Here is a 22548-nt window from a genome sequence, read left to right as displayed (position 1 = left end):
GATAATGTTGATTATCGTTTACCTACTCAGACCATTATCACGGAGCGACAAATGGCAACGCATTTTGTTCGAGGACTGTTAAGCCCCGACGCCCCCTTATCTCCACGACTGTGCGCTGCAAGTCTTGAGCAGGCGCAACAGTTACCCGAACATCGTCGCCAGCGCTTTTTAGCTTCCCGTTCGTTGCTCGCCGAGATGATGTTCCGCTTTTTTGGCATTAAAGCCCTTCCCTCTATTCACGTTTCCCCACAGGGAAAACCGCAGTTCCGGGATCGCGAGCTGGCGGATTTCTCCATCGCTTACGCCGGGAATATGGTAGGCGTCGCGCTGACCACGGAAGGACGTTGCGGCCTGGATATGGCGCTCCAGCGCACCACGCGCGGGTTTTCGCTTCCCAATACTGGCGACCAGGCATTCCCGTTTACCAGCAATGAGTCGACGTGGATCGCCAGGCAGCACGATGCCACCGAAGCCAAAACCCAGCTGATGACGTTACGTCACAGCCTGCTGAAAATGGTGGGTGAAAAGGATGAAACCTCAGATACGGTGCAGCTCCAGCCCGCCGCCGGGAAATTACGGGTGATCAACTGCCCGCAGGTGGAATCGATTTGCGACGCGGAAGAGATCCTGATTTGGTCGGTCGCCGTCTCACCCGCTATCGAGAAACTGACGCTCTGGCAATACCACCAGCAGAACTGGAAAATCCTGCCGGACATCCCCAGCCGCCGCAACGATGAGGCTTCCCGCCTGATGCGTTTTACCAGTCTGCCGACAGAAAAAGTTCATATACTCAATACTTCGCATTCCGTAACGTCAGGGAGTCATCATGTCTGAATCGCTAAAAGTTGTGACACTACTCGGAAGCCTGCGTAAAGGCTCGTTTAACGCCATGGTTGCGCGTACGCTGCCGAAGCTGGCACCGGCAGGAATGGATATCACCGCGCTACCGACCATCGCCGATATTCCGCTCTATGACGCCGATATCCAGCAGGACGAAGGCTTTCCGCAAAGTGTGGAAGCGATAGCAGCCCAAATCCGCAACGCCGATGGCGTGGTGATTGTTACCCCGGAATATAATTATTCGGTGCCGGGCGGCCTGAAAAACGCCATCGACTGGCTGTCGCGCCTGCCCAACCAGCCGCTGGCGGGCAAGCCGGTATTGATCCAGACCAGCTCTATGGGTGCCATTGGCGGCGCGCGCTGCCAGTATCATCTGCGCCAGATCCTGGTATTCCTCGACGCAATGGTGATGAACAAGCCGGAATTTATGGGCGGGGTAATTCAGAACAAGGTGGATACCCAGACGGGTGAAGTAATTGACCAGAGCACCCTGGACCACTTGACCGGGCAGTTAACGGCGTTTGGCGAGTATATTCAGCGAGTGCGTAACTGATGTGAAAAGGGCCAGCAATGCTGGCCCATTTTGATTAATGCGCGTCGATAAACACGATTTTCAGCGTAAACAGCAGCGCCACCACCACCACGCAGGCGCTCAGGTCGCGGAAACGACCGGTGAACACTTTCATCACGCAGTAGGAGATAAAGCCCAGCGCGATGCCTTCCGTGATAGAAAAGCTAAACGGCATCATCACGGCGGTGATAAACGCCGGAACCGCTTCCGTCAGGTCATCCCACTTCACGCGCGCCAGGCTTGAAGTCATCAGCACGCCCACGTAAATCAGGGCACCCGCTGCCGCATAGCCCGGTACCATGCCCGCCAGCGGTGACAGGAAAATCACCAGCAGGAACAGCAAGCCGACAATCACGGCGGTGAGACCAGTACGGCCACCCACAGAAACGCCGGAAGACGATTCAATGTAAGCGGTCACTGACGACGTACCGATAAACGAACCCGTCACCGACGAGATACTGTCCACATACAGCGCCTGTTTCATGCGCGGGAAGCGGCCTTTTTCATCGGTCAGGCCTGCTTTATCCGTCACGCCAATCAGCGTACCGGAGGAGTCAAACAGGTTAACCAGCATAAACGAGAAAATCACCCCAGCCAGGCCGATGTTCAGCGAGCCTGCCAGATCAACCTGACCCACCACGCTCATCACGTTCGGCGGCGCGGAAACAATCCCGTGGTACTGCACATCGCCCAGCATCCAGCCCAGCAGAGTGGTAACAACGATAGAGACCAGCACCGCAGCGTGAATATTACGCGACGCCAGAACAGCGATGATAAAGAAGCCCAGCGCACCCAGCAGCGTGGAATGGGAGGTCAGATTACCGATAGTGACCAGCGTTTCCGGGTTCGCCACAATAATCCCGGCATTTTTCAGGCCCATCATGCCGATAAACAGACCGATACCGCTGGTGATGCCCACGCGCAGGCTGACCGGAATATTGGCAATCATCCAGTAACGCACGCGGAAAATAGTCAGGATCAGCAGGCCGACCGCACCCCAGAAAATCGCGCCCATACCGATTTGCCAGGAAAGCCCCATCGCGCCAACCACCACAAATGCAAAAAAGGCGTTAAGGCCCATCGCCGGTGCCAGCGCTACCGGCAGGTTGGCAAATAAGCCCATCAAAATACTGCCGAAGGCGGCAATCAGACAGGTGGTAACAAAGACGGCGCTGGTATCCATGCCAGCCGCGCCCAGAATCTGCGGGTTAACAAAAACGATATACACCATCGTCAGGAAAGTCGTGATACCGGCAATCACTTCGGTACGGGCGGTTGTGCCGTGTTCACGCAATTTAAACACGCGCTCAAGCACCCCCGGTTGCGAAGCCGGAGTAGCGTTTTGTTGGCTCATTATCAGTTTCCGAACATGAGGAGGGAAAATTCGCCGGTTATCCTATACCAAAAAAGCGTCAGTTTGACGGCTATCACAGACTTTTTTTCATTGATTTTGCTTATACGGGATCGTTTGCGCGGCGCAAAAATTTGCGCAATCAGGTAAAATACCGTTTCATTCTTAACAAAGGAAACGGCATGTCCCAGATTGATGCGGTATTTTTTGACTGTGATGGCACGTTGGTCGACAGTGAAGTGATCTGCTCTAAAGCTTACGTGCATATGTTTGCGCAATATGGCATCCAGCTCGATCTGGAGGAGGTACATAAGACCTTCAAGGGGATAAAGCTCTACGAGATCATCGATACCATCAGCAATCAGCACGGCGTGAATCTGAACAAAGCCGATCTGGAAGCAGTGTATCGCGCCGAAGTTGCCAGACTGTTTGAGAGCGAACTGGTAGAAATTGAAGGCGCGGCGGAATTGCTGAAAAAGATGAAAGTGCCGATGTGTATCGTCTCTAACGGCCCGGTCACCAAAATGCAGCACTCGCTGGGCAAAACCGGCATGCTCGACCACTTCCCGGATCTGCTGTACAGCGGGTATGACATTCAACGCTGGAAGCCGGACCCGGCGATTATGCACCACGCGGCCGATGCGATGCAGGTCGATGTGAAAAACTGCGTGCTGGTGGATGACTCGTCAGCGGGCGCGATGGCCGGTGTGGCGGCGGGTATGGAGGTGTACTACTTCTGCGCAGATCCGCACAACAAGCCGATCGATCACCCGAAAGTGACACCGTTTACCGCGCTGTCGCAGCTGCCTGAACTGTGGCGCGCGCGCGGTTGGGATATTACTGAATAGTCTGAATGAAAAACGCCAGCGGACGCTGGCGTTATTGTTTTACTCTTTCGGGTCTTTGCCCGCCAGTAGCTTATCCAACTCATCCCCACCGACGTGACGGAAATCCTGGCCCTTCACGAAGTAGAAAATGTATTCGCAAATATTCTGGCAGCGGTCGCCGATACGCTCGATAGAGCGGGCGCAGAACAGGGCGGTCAGTACGCTTGGGATGGTGCGCGAATCTTCCATCATATAAGTCATCAGTTGGCGCACGATGCCCTCATACTCCTGGTCCACTTTTTTATCTTCGCGATAAATCCGCACCGCTTCGTCCAGATCCATACGGGCGAAGGCGTCCAGCACGTCGTGCAGCATCTGCACGGTATGGCGGCCCAGGGATTCCAGGCTCACTAACAGCGGCTGATGCTGCTGGGAGAATTTCTCCAGCGCGGTGCGGCAAATCTTGTCAGCCACGTCACCAATGCGCTCCAGCTCGGCGATGGTCTTAATGATCGCCATCACCAGGCGCAGGTCGCTGGCGGTGGGCTGGCGTTTAGCAATGATGCGCACGCAGGCTTCATCAATGGCGACTTCCATCATGTTGACCTGCTGGTCGCCGTCAATAACGCGCTTCGCCAGCTCGCCGTCCTGATTGTGCATAGCGGTAATTGCGTCAGAGAGCTGTTGTTCCACCAGCCCGCCCATCGTCATCACCTGGGTGCGGATATGTTCCAGCTCCGCATTAAACTGACCGGAAATGTGTTTGTTGAGATTCAGATTGTCCATGGTTAACTCCCCATCAACCGTAGCGGCCAGTAATGTAATCTTCCGTTTGCTTCATCTTCGGCTTGGTAAAGATGTCATCCGTGTTGCTGAACTCGATCAATTCGCCAAGATACATAAACGCAGTATGGTCAGAACAACGCGCTGCCTGCTGCATGTTGTGCGTCACGATAACCACGGTGTAATCCTGCTTCAGCTCGGTGATCAACTCTTCAATACGGCCCGTTGAGATTGGGTCGAGCGCCGAACAGGGCTCATCCAGCAACAGGACTTCCGGGCGGATGGCAATACCGCGCGCGATGCACAAACGCTGCTGCTGACCACCTGAGAGAGAGTACCCACTCTGGTGTAATTTATCCTTGGTTTCATTCCATAATGCGGCTTTGGTCAAAGCCCACTGTACGCGCTCGTCCATATCGCTGCGCGACAGCTTTTCAAACAGGCGGACGCCGAAGGCGATGTTGTCGTAAATCGACATCGGGAACGGCGTCGGCTTCTGGAAAACCATCCCGACTTTAGCGCGCAGCAGCGCGATGTCCTGGGAGTGGTTCAGGATGTTTTCGCCATCCAGCAGGATCTCGCCTTCCGCGCGCTGCTCCGGGTAAAGCTCAAACATTTTGTTGAAGGTGCGCAGCAGTGTGGATTTGCCGCAGCCTGACGGGCCGATAAATGCCGTCACTTCGTTTTTGGCGATATCCAGACTGATATTTTTCAGGGCATGGAATTTCCCGTAATAGAAGTTCAAATCACGAACCTGAATTTTACCGGGGGTGTGTTCAACCATACTCATCGTCTTCTTTTCCTCATCGACGCCGCATCCGCCGCGCCGCAGTAATTAACCGTGTTTGCTCTTCGCGAACAGTACGCGCGCAAGGATGTTCAGTAACAGGACGCAGAGGGTAATAATCAGTACCCCGGCCCAGGCCAGCTGTTGCCATTCGGCGAACGGGCTCATGGCGAATTTAAAGATGGTCACCGGCAGGTTAGCGATAGGCTGCATCATATCGGTGCTCCAGAACTGGTTGGACAGCGCGGTAAACAGCAGCGGAGCCGTTTCACCCGCAATACGCGCCACCGCCAGCAGAACGCCGGTGATAATCCCGGAGACCGAGGCTTTCAGGGTAATCGCGGAAATCATCTTCCACTTCGGCGTGCCCAGCGCATAGGCCGCTTCACGCAGGCTATCCGGTACCAGCTTCAGCATGTTCTCGGAGGTACGGATAACGATAGGAATTTGCAGCAGCGCCAGCGCGATCACGCCAGCCCAGCCGGAAAAGTGCTCCATCTGCGCCACGACGATGGTGTAGACAAACAGGCCGACCACAATCGACGGTGCTGAAAGGAGGATATCGTTAATAAAGCGGATCACTTCGGCGAGCCAGGATTTACGGCCATATTCGGCCAGATAAATACCCGCCATGATGCCCAGCGGCGTACCAAATACGGTCGCCCACAGGATCAGTAACCCACTGCCCGCCAGGGCGTTGGCCAGACCGCCGCCTGCGGTATTCGGCGGCGGGGTCATTTCGGTGAACAGCGCCAGCGACATCCCGTCAAAGCCACGGGTAATGGTCGAGACTAAAATCCAGATCAGCCAGAACAGGCCGAAGGCCATGGTGGCCATCGATAGCGTCAGGGCAATGCGGTTTTTAGCGCGGCGACGCGCCTGCATTTTGCGGCGCGATTCCGCCAGTTCCTGAGAGGATTGCAATTCGATGGTCGCCATTAGCGTGCCCCCTCGTTTTTCGCCAGACGCATAATCATCACTTTAGAAATCGCCAGCACAATAAAGGTAATCACGAACAGGATCAGGCCCAGTTCCATCAATGCTGCGACGTGCAGACCGGATTCCGCTTCGGCGAATTCGTTGGCCAGCGCGGAGGTAATACTGTTGCCCGGCATATACAGCGAGGCGCTGTCGAGCTGGTAGGTGTTGCCGATGATAAAGGTCACCGCCATGGTTTCGCCCAGCGCGCGGCCCAGACCGAGCATCACGCCGCCGATCACGCCGTTTTTGGTGAAGGGCAGCACAATGCGCCAGATCACTTCCCAGGTGGTGCAGCCGATGCCGTAAGCCGACTCTTTCATCATCACCGGGGTTTGTTCGAACACATCACGCATTACCGCGGCAATGTACGGAATGATCATGATAGCGAGGATGACGCCTGCGGCCAGGATACCGATACCGAACGCCGGGCCGGAGAACAGCGCGCCAACAAACGGAATAGTGGAGAGCACATTGCCCACCGGCTCCTGGAAATAAGTGGCGAACAGCGGGGCGAAGATAAACAGGCCCCACATGCCGTAAACGATACTCGGAATAGCCGCCAGCAGCTCAATCGCGATACCCAGCGGGCGCTTCAGCCAGTTTGGGGCCAGCTCGGTCAGGAACAGGGCGATACCAAAGCTCACCGGCACCGCAATCAGCAGGGCGATAAACGAAGTCACCAGGGTTCCGTAGATCGGCACTAACGCGCCGTAGATGTCATTCGGCGCATCCCACTCTTTGGTCCACAGGAATGAGAAGCCGAATTTTTGAATGCTTGGCCATGAGGAGATGACCAGGGACACGATAATGCCGCCCATCAGCAATAGCACAATCAGCGCAGCCAGTTTTACCAGCGCGCTGAATATCATGTCACCGTTTTTCCCCGGAGGGGTAAATGCAGGCTTAGTGGCAGCCATAATTCACTCTTTTGTCAGAACCCTGAAAACCGGCATTATCGCCAGTTTTCAGGGTATTGCCATTACCCATTGTCAGTCGGCTGGAAATTTCTTCCCACCGACTCAGGGGCAAATCAGTACAACGCTTTACCGCTGCTGTCTTTCACGTTGGTTTTCCATGCAGCACGAATCTGCTCAACCACGCTGTCCGGCAGGCTGGCGTAATCCAGGTCATTGGCCTGTTTCGCACCATCTTTAAAGGCCCAGTCGAAGAACTTCAACACTTCAGCGCCCTGTTCCGGTTTCTTCTGCTCTTTGTGAAGCAGGATGAAGGTGGTGGAGGTAATCGGCCACGCCTCGTCACCTTTCTGGTTCGTCAGGTCCTGCGCGAAGGATTTGCTCCAGTCCACGCCTTTAGCTGCGTTAGAGAAGCTCTCTTCGGTCGGGCTGACCGGTTTGCCGTCAGCGGAAACCAGTTTGGTGTACGCCAGGTTGTTCTGCTTAGCGTAAGCGTATTCTACATAGCCGATAGAGCCCGGCAGACGCTGTACGAAGGCGGCAATGCCGTCGTTGCCTTTACCGCCCAGACCGGTCGGCCAGTTTACAGTAGAGCCAGAACCTACTTTGGATTTCCACTCTTCGTTTACTTTCGCCAGGTAACTGGTGAACACGAAGGAGGTACCGGAACCGTCAGCACGACGCACCACGGCGATGTTCTGAGACGGCAATTTCAGGCCAGGGTTGAGTTTAGCAATCGCTTCGTCATCCCATTTTTTGATGTTGCCCAGGTAGATATCGCCCAGGGTTTTGCCATCCAGCACCAGTTCGCCGGATTTCACGCCCTGAAGGTTCACCGCCAGTACCACACCGCCAATCACGGTCGGGAACTGGAACAGGCCTTCCTGCTGGAGTTTTTCGTCGCTCAGCGGCGCATCAGAGGCACCAAAATCAACGGTATTCGCAATGATTTGCTTAACGCCGCCGGAGGAGCCGATACCCTGATAGTTCACTTTGCTGCCCGTGGACTTCTGGTAGGTATCTGCCCATTTGGCATACACCGGCGCAGGGAAGGTTGCACCGGCGCCAGTCAGGCTCGCCGCAGCATTAACGGCAAAAGCGCTCATCGATAAGGTCGCGGCGACAACAGTTGCGACGGTGGTACGCATAACTTTCATAATGTCTCCTGCTGGATCGTAATTCGTTGTTTAGTGGCTACGATGAGCAAAATAGGACACTTTGGTGACAGTTAAATGTACGAATTATGACAGTTTTATGACAAGGAAAATCTCGTGAAATTATCAACCATAAATTTTTTATTTATCAAAAGGTTAATCACAATTATGACAGCACTATTGACGTAAAATTTTATTTTTGTGACAAGATAAAAGGTAGTTCGGGATGACGCATTGTCATAAAAAAAGGGGGATTTTTTTGGATAAAAACCAGCCAAAAAAGAAAGCCTCACCATGACAGTGAGGCTTGTGGGATTATTCTACAGTAACGGATTTCGCGAGGTTACGCGGCTGGTCTACGTCGGTGCCTTTGATCAGCGCAACATGGTAGGCCAGTAACTGCAACGGAACGGTATAGAAGATTGGCGCAATCACCTCTTCCACATGCGGCATCTCGATGATGTGCATGTTGTCGCTGCTGGTGAAACCGGCATCCCGATCGGCGAAGACGTAAAGCTGGCCGCCACGGGCACGCACTTCTTCGATGTTGGATTTCAGTTTCTCCAGCAGTTCGTTGTTCGGCGCAACCACAATAACCGGCATATCGGCGTCAATCAGCGCCAGCGGGCCGTGTTTCAGCTCACCAGCGGCATAGGCTTCCGCGTGAATATAAGAGATCTCTTTCAGCTTCAGCGCGCCTTCCAGGGCGATCGGATACTGATCGCCACGGCCCAGGAACAGGGCGTGATGCTTGTCGGAGAAATCTTCCGCCAGCGCTTCGATGCGCTTGTCCTGGGACAGCATCTGCTCGATACGGCTCGGCAACGCCTGAAGGCCGTGCACAATATCGTGCTCGATAGACGCATCCAGGCCTTTCAGGCGGGCTAGCTTCGCCACCAGCATCAACAGCACCGTTAGCTGGGTGGTGAAGGCTTTGGTAGAGGCCACGCCGATTTCGGTGCCCGCTTTGGTCATCAGCGCCAGATCGGATTCACGCACCAGCGAAGAGCCCGGAACGTTGCACACCGCCAGCGAGCCCAGATATCCCAGCTCTTTAGACAGGCGCAGCGCTGCCAGGGTATCGGCAGTTTCGCCAGACTGAGACAGGGTAATCATCAGGCTGTTACGGCGTACCGCAGATTTGCGATAGCGGAATTCAGAGGCGATTTCGACATCGCAGGAGACGCCCGCCAGCGCTTCGAACCAGTAGCGCGACACCATACCGGAGTTATAGGAGGTACCGCAGGCCACGATCTGGATATGCTCAACCTGCGAGAGCAGATCGTTAGCCTGAGGGCCGAGCTCGCTTAAATCCACTTCGCCGTGGCTAATGCGCCCGGTGAGGGTGTTTTTGATGGCGTTCGGCTGCTCGTAGATCTCTTTTTGCATGTAGTGGCGGTAAACGCCTTTGTCGCCCGCGTCATATTGCAGGTTGGATTCGATATCCTGACGTTTAACTTCTTCGCCTTTGTTATCGAAGATGGTGACGTTGCGGCGAGTCACTTCCGCGATATCGCCTTCTTCCAGGAAGATAAAGCGACGGGTCACCGGCAGCAGCGCCAACTGGTCGGACGCGATAAAGTTTTCACCCATACCGAGGCCGATAACCAGCGGGCTACCAGAACGCGCGGCCAGCAGCACATCCGGATTGCGGGTGTCGACGATAACGGTGCCGTATGCGCCGCGCAGCTGCGGGATAGCGCGCAGAACCGCATCACGCAGGGTGCCACCCTGCTCCAGCTCCCAGTGCACCAGATGCGCGATAACTTCGGTATCGGTCTGGGAAGCAAATTCGTATCCGCGCGCCTGCAACAGCTCGCGCAGCGGTTCATGGTTTTCAATGATGCCGTTGTGAACCACCACAATGTGATCGGACACATGCGGGTGTGCGTTAATTTCCGACGGTTCGCCGTGGGTCGCCCAACGGGTATGGGCAATGCCCGTACCGCCATGCAGAGGCTGTTCCTGTGCGGCTTGCGCCAGCATCTGAACTTTGCCAAGACGACGTAAACGCGTCATCTCTCCGCTGCTGTTGATAACCGCAAGTCCCGCAGAGTCATAACCACGGTATTCCAGACGGCGTAATCCTTCGAGAAGGATTTCTGCAATATCACGCTGCGCGACTGCGCCAACAATTCCACACATAGTTTTGTTTCCTGATAATGGCGATATGCCATAGGTTGTCAGTCGACCTTTGTTGCTCTTTTCGAGCGCCCCGAGCCTTGTAGAGAGTGGGGTTATTATTGTGGTACTGCTTTTGGGGCGGAGGAATTATGGTTTCCTCTCACCCCGGCCTCGCTTTACAGCAAGGATAATTATTTTTTCTTCACCGGACGCTGCCAGCCCTGAATATGGGTCTGCTTCACGCGGCTGATGACTAATTCATTTTCTTCGATATTACGGGTAACCGTGGTGCCCGCGCCGATGGTCACGCCGCGCGCGACGGTTACCGGCGCAACCAGTTGCGTGTCGGAACCGACAAACACATCGTCGCCAATAATGGTTTTGTGTTTATTCGCGCCATCGTAATTACAGGTAATGGTGCCCGCGCCAATGTTCACATTTGCGCCGATTTCCGCATCGCCTAAATAGGAGAGATGACCGGCTTTGGAGCCTTTACCGAGACGCGCTTTTTTCATTTCCACGAAGTTGCCGACGTGCGCACCTTCTTCAAGTTCCGCGCCGGGGCGTAAGCGCGCAAACGGACCGATGGTGCAGGCGGCATCAAGACGCGAATCTTCTACTACAGAGTAAGCGCTGATTTCACAGTCATCGCCAATCACGCTGTTTTTAATGATACAGCCCGCAGCGATTTTTACCCGGTTGCCCAGGATAACGTTGCCTTCGATAATCACATTAGTATCAATTTCAACGTCACGCCCGTGGGTTAATTCTCCACGCAGATCGAAACGCGCCGGATCGCGCAGCATCACGCCTGCCAGCAGCAATTTTTCTGCTTGTTCGGACTGATACACGCGCTCCAGGCGCGCCAGCTGCAGGCGGTTATTCACGCCTTCCACTTCGCTTAAGCGGTCAGGATGTACGGCGGCGATTTCGCGCCCTTCCTGCCAGGCGAGGGCGATAATATCGGTGATGTAATATTCGCCCTGGGCGTTATCGTTAGTCAGTTTTGACAGCCAGCGTTTTAAATCCGCGCCGTTGGCAATCAAAATACCGGTATTGATTTCATTAATCTGGCGCTGTTCGTCGCTGGCGTCTTTATGTTCGACAATGCCCGTCACCTGCCCGTTTTCACGAGTAATACGGCCATAGCCGGTCGGATCGTCAAGTTTAACCGTCAGCAGGCCAATACCGCCCTGCGGTTTGGCATCCTTCAGCCGCGCCAGCGTATCAGTGGAAATCAGCGGAACATCGCCGTAGAGCATCAGAATATCTTCGTCATCCGCGAAGAACGGCGCGGCTTGCTGCATAGCATGGCCGGTACCCAGTTGTTCGGCCTGCAAAACCCAGTTCACGGCATTATTATTCAGGGCTTGTTTAAGCAGATCGCCGCCGTGGCCGTATACCAGATGTACACGCTGGGCGCCGACCTTTGTCGCCGCATCAATCACATGCTGCACCATCGGCTTGCCGGCAAGCGTGTGCAACACTTTTGGAAGATCGGAATACATGCGGGTGCCTTTGCCTGCGGCAAGGATAACCACGCTCATCGCACTGTTCGCCATACGCGTCCTGTCTCTGTAAAGTGAGTGAAGTAAAACGATTTACGTTTGAAAATTCTACATATTTTTCGCGGTAAAATGGATTGCCGTTATTTTACGCGGTTAATGTGAATTTTGCTTTATTGGCCACTTATTTAGGGTGTGATTTCCCGTCAGCCGCTGTTTTTTAAGCGCGTAATTCATTGCCATAGCATATTTGGCGCACTTAGTTTTTAATAAAAAATATCCGGCGTATGAATATATTTGGATTCTCCCGGCAAAGAATAGCGGATTTTTCGCAGATTACTGTTCGGATTAATTTACTGTAAATGGCAATAGCAGGAAGGAAACCACCCAAACAGGTGATAATAAAGCGATGATCGAGAATCGCATTGCCGGCAACACCGTAACGGGCAAAAAAAATGCCAGTCATATGACTGGCATTTTAGCTTTCAAGCCGGTGTTACATCGCTTTTTTGGTTAACTCGATAACGCGCAGTTTGGCAATCGCTTTAGCCAGTTCAGCAGAAGCCTGAGCGTAATCCACGTCGCCGTGAGAGTTACGAATGTGCTCTTCTGCCTTACGCTTCGCTTCCAGGGCTCGCGCTTCGTCGAGGTCCTGACCGCGAATCGCGGTATCTGCCAGCACAGTCACGTTGCCCGGTTGCACTTCAAGAATGCCGCCGGAGAGATAAATAAACTCTTCATGACCGTGCTGCTTCACGATGCGGATCATACCAGGCTTAATGGCGGTGAGCAGTGGAGCGTGGCCCGGGTAAATCCCCAGTTCACCTTCACTACCCGTAACCTGGATTTTTTCCACCAGCCCTGTGAACATTTGCTGTTCAGCGCTGACGACATCCAGGTGGTAAGTCATTGCCATATCACCCTCCGATTAAGGCGTTAAAGTTTTTTGGCTTTTTCCACGGCTTCGTCGATGGAGCCAACCATGTAGAACGCCTGCTCCGGCAGGTGATCGTATTCGCCTTCCATGATGCCTTTAAAGCCACGGATGGTGTCTTTCAGCGATACGTATTTGCCCGGAGAACCGGTAAACACTTCTGCCACGAAGAACGGCTGGGACAGGAAGCGCTGGATCTTACGCGCGCGTGCTACCACCAGTTTGTCTTCTTCAGACAGTTCGTCCATACCGAGGATGGCGATGATGTCTTTCAGTTCCTGGTAACGCTGCAGGATGGACTGAACGCCACGCGCGGTGTCGTAGTGTTCCTGGCCAACAACCAGCGGGTCCAACTGACGGCTGGTGGAATCCAGCGGGTCAACCGCAGGGTAGATACCCAGAGACGCGATCTGACGGCTCAGTACCACGGTTGCGTCAAGGTGCGCAAAGGTGGTGGCTGGTGACGGGTCAGTCAAGTCATCCGCAGGTACGTATACCGCCTGTACGGACGTGATAGAACCGGTTTTAGTGGAGGTGATACGTTCCTGCAGAACGCCCATCTCTTCCGCCAGCGTCGGCTGATAACCTACCGCAGAAGGCATACGGCCCAGCAGTGCAGATACTTCAGTACCGGCCAGGGTATAACGGTAGATGTTATCCACGAACAGCAGAACGTCACGGCCTTCGTCACGGAATTTCTCAGCCATGGTCAGGCCAGTCAGCGCAACGCGCAGACGGTTTCCCGGCGGCTCGTTCATCTGGCCGTAAACCAGGGATACTTTATCCAGAACGTTGGAATCGGTCATTTCGTGGTAGAAGTCGTTACCCTCACGAGTACGCTCACCCACGCCCGCAAACACAGAATAACCGGAGTGCTCGATCGCGATGTTACGGATCAGCTCCATCATGTTTACGGTTTTACCTACGCCCGCACCACCGAACAGACCGACTTTACCGCCCTTCGCGAACGGACACATCAGGTCGATTACTTTGATGCCGGTTTCCAGAAGTTCCTGAGAGCTGGACAGCTCTTCATAGGACGGTGCCGCGCGGTGGATCGCCCAACGCTCTTCTTCACCGATGTCGCCTTTCATATCGATCGGCTGACCCAGCACGTTCATGATACGGCCCAGGGTCGCTTTACCTACCGGGACTTCGATCGGGTGCTCAAGGTCTGCAACAGTCAGACCACGACGCAGGCCGTCGGAAGAACCCATTGCGATGGTACGCACGATACCGCCGCCGAGCTGCTGCTGCACTTCCAGCACCAGACGCTCATCACCATTTTGCACCTCAAGAGCATCGTACACGCGCGGTACGGCATCCTGAGGGAATTCGACGTCAACTACGGCGCCGATTACCTGGACAATTTTTCCAGTAGCCATCTTGAATCCTCTACGAATTAACCTGGTTATACCGCGGATGCACCACCGACGATTTCGGTGAGTTCCTGAGTAATGCTGGCCTGACGAGCTTTGTTGTATACCAACTGCAGCTCTTTAATCAGGCTGCCGCCATTGTCGGTAGCGGCTTTCATCGCCACCATACGTGCGGCCTGCTCGCTGGCCAGGTTTTCTACCACGCCCTGATAAACCTGAGATTCCACATAACGACGCAGGAGGGTATCCAGCAGCGCTTTCGGATCGGGTTCGTACAGGTAATCCCAGGACTTGCGTTTTAATTCCTCATCATCATCCGCTGGCAATGGCAGCAGTTGCGTGATGGTCGGAACCTGAGACATGGTATTGATAAATTTGTTATTGACGATAAAAAGCTTGTCCAGACGCCCTTCATCATAGGCCTGCAACATCACTTTTACCGGGCCGATCAGTTCAGACAGGGAAGGGTTATCCCCCATGCCTGTTACCTGAGCCACGATGTTTCCGCCAACGGAATTAAAGAACGACACGCCTTTAGAGCCGATCATCGCGATATCGCTCTGAACGCCCTTATCTGACCATGCTTTCATTTCCGCCAGCAGTTTTTTGAACAGGTTAATGTTCAAGCCACCGCACAGACCACGGTCCGTCGACACCACCAGGTAGCCCACGCGCTTAACGTCGCGTTCTTCCAGGTAAGGGTGCTTATATTCCAGATTACCGTGAGCAAGGTGACCAATCACTTTGCGCATGGTATCTGCGTAAGGACGGCTGGCAGCCATTCTTTCCTGCGATTTACGCATTTTGGAAGCGGCGACCATCTCCATCGCTTTAGTGATCTTCTGCGTGTTCTGGACGCTTGCGATCTTACTACGTATCTCTTTTGCGCCGGCCATGAGCTTCTCCTCAATGCCTTGCGGCCTGTCCTAAGACAAGCCGCCAGACGTTACCAGGACTGGGTTGCTTTGAAAGAGTCGAGGATGCCTTTCAGCTTGCCTTCGATCTCATCGTTATAGCCACCGGTCTGGTTGATTTCTTGCATCAGCGGAGCGTGATCACGGTCGACGTAAGCCAGCAGAGCGGCTTCGAAGCTACCGATTTTCGCCAGTTCCACATCTTCGAGGTAACCGCGTTCTGCCGCGAACAGCACCAGAGCCTGCTGCGCAACGGACATCGGCGCATACTGTTTCTGTTTCAGAAGCTCGGTCACTTTCTGACCGTGGCTCAGCTGTTTACGGGTGGCATCATCAAGGTCGGATGCAAACTGAGAGAACGCCGCCAGTTCACGGTACTGCGCCAGCGCGGTACGAATACCACCGGACAGTTTCTTGATGATTTTGGTCTGCGCTGCGCCACCTACACGAGATACGGAAATACCCGGGTTAACCGCCGGACGAATACCGGAGTTGAACAGGTTGGTTTCCAGGAAGATCTGACCATCGGTAATGGAGATTACGTTGGTCGGAACGAACGCAGAAACGTCACCCGCCTGGGTTTCGATAATCGGCAGTGCAGTCAGTGAACCGGTTTGACCTTTGACTTCACCTTTGGTGAAGGCTTCAACGTATTCCGCGTTAACGCGGGATGCACGCTCCAGCAGACGAGAGTGGAGGTAGAATACGTCGCCCGGGAATGCTTCACGTCCAGGCGGACGGCGCAGCAGCAGGGAGATCTGACGGTAAGCAACGGCCTGTTTGGACAGATCATCATAAATGATCAGCGCATCTTCGCCGCGGTCACGGAAGTATTCGCCCATTGCGCAACCGGCATAGGGTGCCAGGTATTGCAGCGCAGCGGATTCAGACGCGGTCGCAACCACTACGATGGTGTTAGACAGCGCACCGTGTTCTTCCAGCTTACGCACCACGTTAGCGATAGTGGACGCTTTCTGTCCGATCGCAACGTAGACGCATTTGATGCCGGAATCACGCTGGTTGATGATGGCGTCGATAGCCAGTGCGGTTTTACCGGTCTGACGGTCGCCGATGATCAGTTCACGCTGACCACGACCGATTGGGATCATGGCGTCAACGGACTTATAACCGGTCTGTACAGGCTGGTCTACGGATTGACGTTCGATAACGCCCGGTGCAATCGCTTCAACAGCGGAGAAGCCGTCGTGCTCAACCGGACCTTTACCGTCGATAGGCGCACCCAGGGTGTTCACCACACGACCCAGCAGGCCACGGCCAACCGGAACTTCAAGAATACGGCCAGTACACTTCACCTTCATACCTTCGGCGAGGTCAGCGTACGGACCCATCACCACCGCACCCACAGAGTCGCGCTCGAGGTTCAGTGCGATAGCGTAACGGTTACCCGGCAGGGAGATCATCTCACCCTGCATCACATCGGCCAGGCCGTGGATACGGATAACACCGTCACTTACAGAAACAATAGTACCTTCGTTGTGAGCTTCACTCACAACACTGAACTGAGCAATGCGCTGCTTGATCAGTTCGCTGATTTCGGTGGAATTCAGTTGCATGCTCCAGTCCCCTTAAGACTGCAAGACGTCTGCAAGGCGTTCAAGACGGCCGCGTACGCTGCCATCAATGACCATATCACCCGCTCGGATGATTACGCCTGCCACTACAGACTTATCGATTTTGCAATTCAGCTTCACTTTGCGTGACAGACGTTTTTCCATCGCGACACTGATTTTCTCGAGCTGTTCTTCGCTAAGCGCAGTAGCGGAAGTGACTTCCACTTCAACGGTGGCCTCACGGGCCTCACGTAAACGAATAAATTGCTCAAGAACATCAGGGAGAACCTTCAGACGCCCATTATCAGCCATTACCTTAATCAGGTTCTGGCCATGAGCGTCGAGCTGGTCACCACATACTGCGATAAACGACTCAGCGAGCGTTTCCGGCGCCAGTGCGCCAGAGAGAAGCTCTGCCATTTGTTCGTTTTTAGTCACCTCAGCGGCAAACGCCAGCATGTCCTGCCAACGGTCTACGCTTTGGTTTTCGACGGCAAAGTCAAAAGCTGCTTTGGCGTAGGGGCGAGCTACCGTTACAAATTCAGACATCAGCCCCTCCCTCCTTACAGTTCAGCGACAAGTTTATCCACGATGTCGCTGTTAGCAGCTTCATCCACGGAACGTTCGATGATCTTCTCGGCGCCAGCAACGGCCAGCATAGCCACCTGCTTACGCAGCTCTTCACGAGCGCGTTTACGCTCAGCGTCGATTTCTGCCTGAGCCTGCGCCACGATTTTGGTACGTTCCTGTTCGGCTTCCGCTTTCGCTTCGTCCAGGATCTGCGCACGGCGTTTGTTCGCCTGCTCGATGATTACCTGAGCTTCAGCTTTCGCTTTTTTCAGCTGGTCGGTCGCATTGGCCTGTGCAAGGTCCAAATCCTTTTTAGCTCGTTCAGCAGAAGCAAGACCGTCAGCAATTTCTTTTTGACGTTTTTCGATGGCAGCCATAATTGGCGGCCATACATACTTCATGCAGAACAGAACGAACAGGACAAACGCGATGGCCTGGCCGAGGATTGTTGCGTTAAGATTCACAGCACAATGCCTCTTATCTAGTTAACGTTCTGATATTGCTTAATTTACTTAACAAGTAAAGCAACGCTCACTACGCGACGGCGAACATCACGTACAGACCCAGACCTACAGCGATCATCGGGATTGCGTCCACCAGACCCATTACGATAAAGAACTGAGTACGCAGCAGAGGAATCAGATCAGGCTGACGCGCGGCGCCTTCCAGAAATTTACCCCCGAGGATGCCGATACCGATCGCAGCACCGATTGCCGCAAGACCCATCATCACAGCGGCAGCCATGTACAGCAGATCCATATTCAGGTTTTCCATGACAGTCTCCAGTTTGTTTCAGTTAAAACGCAGTAGTGTTGTTTAAAAAATCAATGCTCTTCAGATGCCATCGACAGATAGACAATCGTCAGAACCATGAAAATGAAGGCTTGCAGCGTAATGATCAGGATGTGGAAAATGGCCCATGGCACATTCAACAACCACTGCGACCACCACGGCAACAGACCAGCAATCAGAATGAAAATCAGCTCACCGGCATACATGTTGCCGAACAGTCGCAGACCGAGAGAAACCGGTTTGGACAGCAGGCTCACACCTTCAAGGATTAAGTTGACAGGAATGAATGCCCAGTGATTGAACGGCTGTAGCGTCAGCTCTTTAGCGAAGCCGCCAATGCCTTTCATTTTGATGCTGTAGAACAAAATCAGGATAAACACGCCAAGCGCCATGGACAGGGTGATGTTCACGTCAGCAGACGGCACCACGCGCATCGCCGGCAGACCCAGTACATGTTCAGCAATGTATGGCAGCAGGTCGATTGGCAGCAAATCCATCAGGTTCATCAGGAATACCCAGACGAAAATCGTCAGGGCCAGCGGAGCGATAACTTTGCTCTTGCCGTGGTACATGTCTTTTACGCTTCCATGTACGAAACCGACAATCAGCTCGACCGCTGTCTGGAATTTACCCGGTACGCCGCTGGTGGCATGTTTGGCCACACGACGGAACAGAACCAGGAACAACAGACCCAGAACCACCGAGAAGAACATGGAGTCTATGTTGAGCGTCCAGAAGGTAGCCGGGGGGTTTTGCGGATCCACCAGTGAGAAGGTACGCAGGTCAAGCTGAAGGTTATTCAGATGGTGACCTATGTACTCCTGTGGTGAAGAGAGTTCTCCTGCAGACATGATGCCTCTTACCCTTTGTTGTTGATTACAGCTGGTGCCAGTATTTGCACAACCAGCACCGAAACCCACGTCACTATCAGCGGAAAAAATACCGCGTGGAAGTACGCTAACGCCACCACTAAAAGTGCGAATGTCGCAAGCACCTTAAACACTTCGCCAACGGCGAACGACCAGGCCACTCGGCCTTTTGCGGGTGTCTGCGCCTGGTGACGCCAGGCAAAAATCATAAACAATGCGTTTGGCAGCCACACTGCCAAGCCTCCGCCAACGGCGGACGCGCCCCAACTGGGGTCTTTGAAGCAAAACAGCAATCCCATCGCCATTATTGCCAGTAACTGAATGAACAGAAGCTTGCGAGCCACATTGACACTAAAGAGCGACACAAACATTACGTTTACTCCTGCTCCCTAAGAGGTATGTCGCGTGTCGTATAAAACGTTCTTTAAGGCTCGGAGTCAAGCATCAAAAAGCGGTCAAATTATACGGTGCGGCCTCGTGATTTCAAACAATAAGTAGCGAAAAGGTGAATAAATGTTTAAATAAATTTCGACCCGCGCATTTTTAAAGTTTTTATTAAACGCGCTATGTTCTCCAAAAAACCGGAATAACCGCAAAGACCTTGTTCTAAAGCGTGCAGGAGATCACACAATAAACAATTTAACCAACAAATATTCTGTATCAGATATGAAACCCGAAAATGCATCTTATTGAAAATTAATAGTATTAGCCGAGAGTTTTTTAAAATCAGTCCATACACCATCAAAACCTTTCATTGACATATCAACAGATGTTTTAACAAACACGGATACGCCATCAGGAGGATTTTTAGCAGGCTGATATTTTCGGGGTTGATTATTTTAAAACGGATTTAACCGCCTCTCCCCTGCCCTGTTCATTGCCCTGGTAAAAAAAGGGTTAAATTTCCTGTCATTCATTACGAGAATGACAGGCGGCGTTTAACAATTTAGCAATCGCACTTTTTCTACTATTTTTTACAATTCTTAAAATTTGTTTGGCTTAATCATAACCAAATGGCGTTCGCCTTCAAGGCCCGGTACGTTTAGCGCCACGACCTTTTCCACCTCGAATCCTGCCGGCAGCGCCGCGATTTCATCATCTGGACGCAGGCCTTTCAGGGCATAAAAGCGCCCGTGCGGCGCAGGCAGATGTTGGCACCAGTTCACCATGTCGGTCAGCGACGCGAACGCGCGGCTGATCACGCCGTCAAACGGCGGTTCTGCCGGAAATGCTTCAACGCGGCTTTGCACCGGTGCGATATTCTCCAGCTTCAGCTCATGCTGCACCTGGCGCAAAAAGCGTACCCGTTTACCCAGGCTATCCAGCAGAGTGAAATGCTTATCCGGGCAGACGATCGACAACGGGATGCCCGGCAAACCGGGGCCAGTACCCACATCGATAAAGCGCTCGCCTTCAAGGTGCGGGGCGACCACGATGCTGTCGAGAATATGGCGCACCAACATTTCCGCCGGATCGCGCACGGAAGTCAGGTTATAGGCTTTATTCCACTTATCCAGCATGCCGACATAGGCCAGCAGTTGCTGTTTCTGGTGGTCGGTCAGCGTGATGGCGGCGGCATCCAGCAAACGCGTGAGTTTATTCAGCACAACGATATCCATGAAAAGGGCCAGCATAAGGCTGGCCCGAATTTAACGTCCGGTTACGCGCTGCGGCGCAGTAACCCCTGTTTTTTAAGCCATACCAGCAAAATGGAGATGGCGGCAGGCGTGATGCCTGAAATGCGCGACGCCTGTCCAATGGACGACGGTTTGTGATCGTTAAGTTTGGCGATCACTTCGTTCGACAAGCCGGACACCTGGCGGTAATCCAGGGTTGCAGGCAGCAGCGTGTTTTCATTGCGCTGCTGTTTCTCGATCTCGTCCTGCTGGCGAGCGATGTATCCCTCGTATTTAACCTGGATTTCCACCTGCTCGGCGGCCTGAGCGTCATCAAGGCCTGGCGCGAACGGGGTCAGGTTTACCAACTGCGGGTACGTCATTTCCGGGCGGCGCAGCAGATCTTCACCGCTGACTTCACGAGACAACGGCGAGGCCAGCTGGGCGTTGATCTCCTGCACGCCTTCCGAAGACGGTGCCATCCAGATGCCGCGCAGGCGCTGGCGTTCCAGTTCGATATTCTCACGCTTCTGGTTGAAGCGCGCCCAGCGGGCATCGTCCACCAGGCCCAGCTCGCGGCCCGCTTCGGTCAGACGCAGATCGGCGTTATCTTCACGCAGCATCAGGCGATATTCGGCACGGGAGGTAAACATGCGGTACGGTTCTTTGGTGCCCAGCGTGCACAGATCGTCCACCAGCACGCCGAGGTAAGCCTGATCGCGACGCGGCGCCCAGCCCTCTTTCTCGGCAGAGAAGCGACCGGCATTCAGGCCTGCCAGCAGACCCTGCGCGGCAGCTTCTTCGTAGCCGGTGGTGCCGTTGATTTGCCCGGCAAAGAACAGGCCCTGGATATATTTGCTCTCCAGGGTCGGTTTCAAATCGCGCGGGTCAAAGAAATCATACTCAATGGCGTAACCCGGACGGACGATTTTGGCGTTCTCCATGCCCCGCATTGAGCGCACGATTTGCATCTGCACATCAAACGGCAGGCTGGTGGAAATCCCGTTCGGGTAAATTTCGTTTGACGTGAGGCCTTCCGGCTCCAGGAAGATCTGATGCTGGTTGCGATCGGCAAAGCGCATCACTTTATCTTCGATGGACGGGCAGTAGCGCGGGCCGATACCTTCGATCACCCCAGCATACATCGGGCTGCGATCGAGGTTGGCGCGGATCACGTCATGGGTTTTTTCGTTGGTATAGGTGATATAGCACGGCACCTGCTGCGGATGCTGGCTGACATCGCCCATAAACGAGAACACCGGCAGCGGCGTATCGCCATGCTGCTGCGCCAGCACGCTGAAATCAATGGTGCGGGCGTCAATACGCGGCGGCGTACCGGTTTTCAGGCGGTTAACGCGCAGCGGCAGTTCACGCAGACGGCGTGACAGGGAAATCGACGGCGGATCGCCTGCACGGCCACCGCTGTAGTTATCCAGCCCGATGTGGATCTTGCCGTCCAGGAATGTCCCGACGGTTAACACCACCGCTTTAGCGCGGAACTTGAGGCCCATCTGGGTCACCGCGCCGACAACGCGATCGTTTTCCACTATCAGATCTTCCACCGCTTGCTGGAAGATCATCAGGTTCGGTTGATTTTCCAGCGCGGTACGCACCGCCTGGCGATACAGTACGCGATCGGCCTGGGCTCGAGTGGCGCGAACGGCAGGGCCTTTGCTGGCGTTTAGTATCCTAAACTGAATACCGGCTTTGTCGATCGCTGTTGCCATCAGACCGCCGAGGGCATCCACTTCCTTAACCAAATGTCCTTTACCAATACCGCCGATCGCCGGGTTGCAGCTCATCTGCCCCAGCGTGTCGATATTGTGTGTCAAAAGTAGGGTCTGTTGACCCATACGGGCTGCGGCCATCGCGGCCTCAGTACCTGCATGACCCCCGCCAATGATAATGACGTCGAAAGGATCCGGATAAAACATGGTGGATAAACCTCGTGGTGTGGCAAATGGGTTTTCGATCCCGGGGCGTGGATTCTACTCAAGTTTAGCCTTTCGAGAAAGCGTCAGGATCGTTGGTATTTAAAAGAAGATCTTTTTATTTAGAGATCTGTT

General features: G+C 53.9%; 22 protein-coding genes. 3 read left to right on the top strand and 19 right to left on the bottom strand.

The window, feature by feature from the left end; genetic code table 11:
- Window positions 1-51: 51 nt before the first annotated feature.
- Window positions 52-834 (top strand): 4'-phosphopantetheinyl transferase family protein, encoded by a 783-nt coding sequence (locus ACVV26_RS22380; RefSeq protein WP_474799405.1) that lies wholly within the window; start codon window positions 52-54, stop codon window positions 832-834.
- Window positions 827-1393 carry an NADPH-dependent FMN reductase gene (locus ACVV26_RS22375; RefSeq protein WP_474799404.1) on the top strand — a complete coding sequence of 189 codons (567 nt, stop codon included), beginning with the start codon at window positions 827-829 and terminating at the stop codon, window positions 1391-1393. The genes ACVV26_RS22380 and ACVV26_RS22375 overlap by 8 nt, the downstream gene beginning before the upstream one ends.
- A gap of 34 nt (window positions 1394-1427) precedes the next feature.
- Here ACVV26_RS22375 and ACVV26_RS22370 read toward each other — a convergent pair whose 3' ends face one another.
- Window positions 1428-2765 carry an NCS2 family permease gene (locus tag ACVV26_RS22370; protein ID WP_474799402.1) on the bottom strand — a complete coding sequence of 446 codons (1338 nt, stop codon included), beginning with the start codon at window positions 2763-2765 and terminating at the stop codon, window positions 1428-1430.
- 179 nt (window positions 2766-2944) lie between these two features.
- Here ACVV26_RS22370 and yieH point away from each other — a divergent pair, with 179 nt between their 5' ends.
- The gene (gene yieH / locus ACVV26_RS22365; RefSeq protein WP_474799400.1) at window positions 2945-3610 is read left to right on the top strand and encodes a 6-phosphogluconate phosphatase; all 666 of its coding nucleotides are present in this window, start codon (window positions 2945-2947) and stop codon (window positions 3608-3610) included.
- A gap of 39 nt (window positions 3611-3649) precedes the next feature.
- Here yieH and phoU read toward each other — a convergent pair whose 3' ends face one another.
- The 18 genes from phoU to mnmG form a co-directional block, all read right to left on the bottom strand.
- Window positions 3650-4375 (bottom strand): phosphate signaling complex protein PhoU, encoded by a 726-nt coding sequence (gene phoU / locus ACVV26_RS22360; protein WP_312984992.1) that lies wholly within the window; start codon window positions 4373-4375, stop codon window positions 3650-3652.
- Window positions 4376-4388: 13 nt separating this feature from the next.
- Entirely contained in the window at window positions 4389-5162 is a 774-nt protein-coding gene (pstB, locus tag ACVV26_RS22355; protein ID WP_125292907.1) for a phosphate ABC transporter ATP-binding protein PstB, read from the bottom strand.
- Between the two features lie 45 nt (window positions 5163-5207).
- The gene (gene pstA / locus ACVV26_RS22350) at window positions 5208-6098 is read right to left on the bottom strand and encodes a phosphate ABC transporter permease PstA (protein WP_474799399.1); all 891 of its coding nucleotides are present in this window, start codon (window positions 6096-6098) and stop codon (window positions 5208-5210) included.
- On the bottom strand, window positions 6098-7057 hold the full coding sequence (pstC, locus tag ACVV26_RS22345; RefSeq protein ID WP_161658794.1) for a phosphate ABC transporter permease PstC: 960 nt from the start codon (window positions 7055-7057) through the stop codon (window positions 6098-6100). Before pstC ends, pstA begins: the two co-directional genes overlap by 1 nt.
- A gap of 113 nt (window positions 7058-7170) precedes the next feature.
- Window positions 7171-8211 (bottom strand): phosphate ABC transporter substrate-binding protein PstS, encoded by a 1041-nt coding sequence (pstS, locus tag ACVV26_RS22340; protein WP_474799398.1) that lies wholly within the window; start codon window positions 8209-8211, stop codon window positions 7171-7173.
- 312 nt (window positions 8212-8523) lie between these two features.
- Entirely contained in the window at window positions 8524-10353 is a 1830-nt protein-coding gene (gene glmS, locus ACVV26_RS22335; RefSeq protein WP_474799397.1) for a glutamine--fructose-6-phosphate transaminase (isomerizing), read from the bottom strand.
- 170 nt (window positions 10354-10523) lie between these two features.
- Window positions 10524-11894 (bottom strand): bifunctional UDP-N-acetylglucosamine diphosphorylase/glucosamine-1-phosphate N-acetyltransferase GlmU, encoded by a 1371-nt coding sequence (glmU, locus tag ACVV26_RS22330; RefSeq protein ID WP_474799396.1) that lies wholly within the window; start codon window positions 11892-11894, stop codon window positions 10524-10526.
- A gap of 439 nt (window positions 11895-12333) precedes the next feature.
- Window positions 12334-12753 carry a F0F1 ATP synthase subunit epsilon gene (locus ACVV26_RS22325; RefSeq protein WP_043866215.1) on the bottom strand — a complete coding sequence of 140 codons (420 nt, stop codon included), beginning with the start codon at window positions 12751-12753 and terminating at the stop codon, window positions 12334-12336.
- Between the two features lie 20 nt (window positions 12754-12773).
- A complete protein-coding gene (gene atpD / locus ACVV26_RS22320; RefSeq protein WP_125292913.1) occupies window positions 12774-14156 on the bottom strand; it encodes a F0F1 ATP synthase subunit beta in 1383 nt (460 codons plus the stop codon).
- Between the two features lie 26 nt (window positions 14157-14182).
- Window positions 14183-15046, bottom strand: a complete 864-nt coding sequence (gene atpG, locus ACVV26_RS22315) for a F0F1 ATP synthase subunit gamma (RefSeq protein ID WP_312984982.1) — start codon at window positions 15044-15046, stop codon at window positions 14183-14185.
- Window positions 15047-15096: 50 nt separating this feature from the next.
- Window positions 15097-16638, bottom strand: coding sequence for a F0F1 ATP synthase subunit alpha (atpA, locus tag ACVV26_RS22310; protein WP_125292915.1), 1542 nt, complete (start codon window positions 16636-16638; stop codon window positions 15097-15099).
- Window positions 16639-16650: 12 nt separating this feature from the next.
- Window positions 16651-17184, bottom strand: coding sequence for a F0F1 ATP synthase subunit delta (gene atpH / locus ACVV26_RS22305; protein WP_474799395.1), 534 nt, complete (start codon window positions 17182-17184; stop codon window positions 16651-16653).
- A gap of 14 nt (window positions 17185-17198) precedes the next feature.
- Complete coding sequence (atpF, locus tag ACVV26_RS22300; protein ID WP_002435552.1) at window positions 17199-17669, bottom strand: F0F1 ATP synthase subunit B; 471 nt, start codon at window positions 17667-17669, stop codon at window positions 17199-17201.
- A gap of 70 nt (window positions 17670-17739) precedes the next feature.
- Complete coding sequence (gene atpE, locus ACVV26_RS22295; RefSeq protein ID WP_000429386.1) at window positions 17740-17979, bottom strand: F0F1 ATP synthase subunit C; 240 nt, start codon at window positions 17977-17979, stop codon at window positions 17740-17742.
- Window positions 17980-18029: 50 nt separating this feature from the next.
- The gene (gene atpB, locus ACVV26_RS22290; RefSeq protein WP_161658798.1) at window positions 18030-18848 is read right to left on the bottom strand and encodes a F0F1 ATP synthase subunit A; all 819 of its coding nucleotides are present in this window, start codon (window positions 18846-18848) and stop codon (window positions 18030-18032) included.
- 8 nt (window positions 18849-18856) lie between these two features.
- A complete protein-coding gene (gene atpI, locus ACVV26_RS22285) occupies window positions 18857-19237 on the bottom strand; it encodes a F0F1 ATP synthase subunit I (RefSeq protein ID WP_312984978.1) in 381 nt (126 codons plus the stop codon).
- Between the two features lie 612 nt (window positions 19238-19849).
- Window positions 19850-20473: a 16S rRNA (guanine(527)-N(7))-methyltransferase RsmG gene (gene rsmG / locus ACVV26_RS22280; RefSeq protein WP_474801975.1), complete on the bottom strand. Its 624-nt coding sequence runs from the start codon at window positions 20471-20473 to the stop codon at window positions 19850-19852.
- A gap of 53 nt (window positions 20474-20526) precedes the next feature.
- Window positions 20527-22416 (bottom strand): tRNA uridine-5-carboxymethylaminomethyl(34) synthesis enzyme MnmG, encoded by a 1890-nt coding sequence (gene mnmG / locus ACVV26_RS22275; RefSeq protein WP_474799394.1) that lies wholly within the window; start codon window positions 22414-22416, stop codon window positions 20527-20529.
- Between the last annotated feature and the right edge of the window lie 132 nt (window positions 22417-22548).

The sequence above is a fragment of the Atlantibacter sp. MEI4A-1023 genome, from assembly GCF_056155425.1.
This window is presented reverse-complemented; position numbering and strand designations above follow the sequence as displayed.

Excerpts from the sequence above, each read along its gene's own strand:
- pstC (WP_161658794.1), bottom strand. The coding sequence starts at position 7,057 with ATGGCTGCCACTAAGCCTGCATTTACCCCTCCGGGGAAAAACGGTGAC.
- yieH (WP_474799400.1), top strand. The coding sequence starts at position 2,945 with ATGTCCCAGATTGATGCGGTATTTTTTGACTGTGATGGCACGTTGGTC.
- ACVV26_RS22325 (WP_043866215.1), bottom strand. The coding sequence starts at position 12,753 with ATGGCAATGACTTACCACCTGGATGTCGTCAGCGCTGAACAGCAAATG.
- pstB (WP_125292907.1), bottom strand. The coding sequence starts at position 5,162 with ATGAGTATGGTTGAACACACCCCCGGTAAAATTCAGGTTCGTGATTTG.
- atpB (WP_161658798.1), bottom strand. The coding sequence starts at position 18,848 with ATGTCTGCAGGAGAACTCTCTTCACCACAGGAGTACATAGGTCACCAT.
- pstS (WP_474799398.1), bottom strand. The coding sequence starts at position 8,211 with ATGAAAGTTATGCGTACCACCGTCGCAACTGTTGTCGCCGCGACCTTA.
- atpI (WP_312984978.1), bottom strand. The coding sequence starts at position 19,237 with ATGTTTGTGTCGCTCTTTAGTGTCAATGTGGCTCGCAAGCTTCTGTTC.
- ACVV26_RS22380 (WP_474799405.1), top strand. The coding sequence starts at position 52 with ATGGCAACGCATTTTGTTCGAGGACTGTTAAGCCCCGACGCCCCCTTA.
- atpD (WP_125292913.1), bottom strand. The coding sequence starts at position 14,156 with ATGGCTACTGGAAAAATTGTCCAGGTAATCGGCGCCGTAGTTGACGTC.
- atpE (WP_000429386.1), bottom strand. The coding sequence starts at position 17,979 with ATGGAAAACCTGAATATGGATCTGCTGTACATGGCTGCCGCTGTGATG.
- atpH (WP_474799395.1), bottom strand. The coding sequence starts at position 17,184 with ATGTCTGAATTTGTAACGGTAGCTCGCCCCTACGCCAAAGCAGCTTTT.
- ACVV26_RS22370 (WP_474799402.1), bottom strand. The coding sequence starts at position 2,765 with ATGAGCCAACAAAACGCTACTCCGGCTTCGCAACCGGGGGTGCTTGAG.
- atpA (WP_125292915.1), bottom strand. The coding sequence starts at position 16,638 with ATGCAACTGAATTCCACCGAAATCAGCGAACTGATCAAGCAGCGCATT.
- ACVV26_RS22375 (WP_474799404.1), top strand. The coding sequence starts at position 827 with ATGTCTGAATCGCTAAAAGTTGTGACACTACTCGGAAGCCTGCGTAAA.
- pstA (WP_474799399.1), bottom strand. The coding sequence starts at position 6,098 with ATGGCGACCATCGAATTGCAATCCTCTCAGGAACTGGCGGAATCGCGC.
- atpG (WP_312984982.1), bottom strand. The coding sequence starts at position 15,046 with ATGGCCGGCGCAAAAGAGATACGTAGTAAGATCGCAAGCGTCCAGAAC.
- glmS (WP_474799397.1), bottom strand. The coding sequence starts at position 10,353 with ATGTGTGGAATTGTTGGCGCAGTCGCGCAGCGTGATATTGCAGAAATC.
- glmU (WP_474799396.1), bottom strand. The coding sequence starts at position 11,894 with ATGGCGAACAGTGCGATGAGCGTGGTTATCCTTGCCGCAGGCAAAGGC.
- mnmG (WP_474799394.1), bottom strand. The coding sequence starts at position 22,416 with ATGTTTTATCCGGATCCTTTCGACGTCATTATCATTGGCGGGGGTCAT.
- phoU (WP_312984992.1), bottom strand. The coding sequence starts at position 4,375 with ATGGACAATCTGAATCTCAACAAACACATTTCCGGTCAGTTTAATGCG.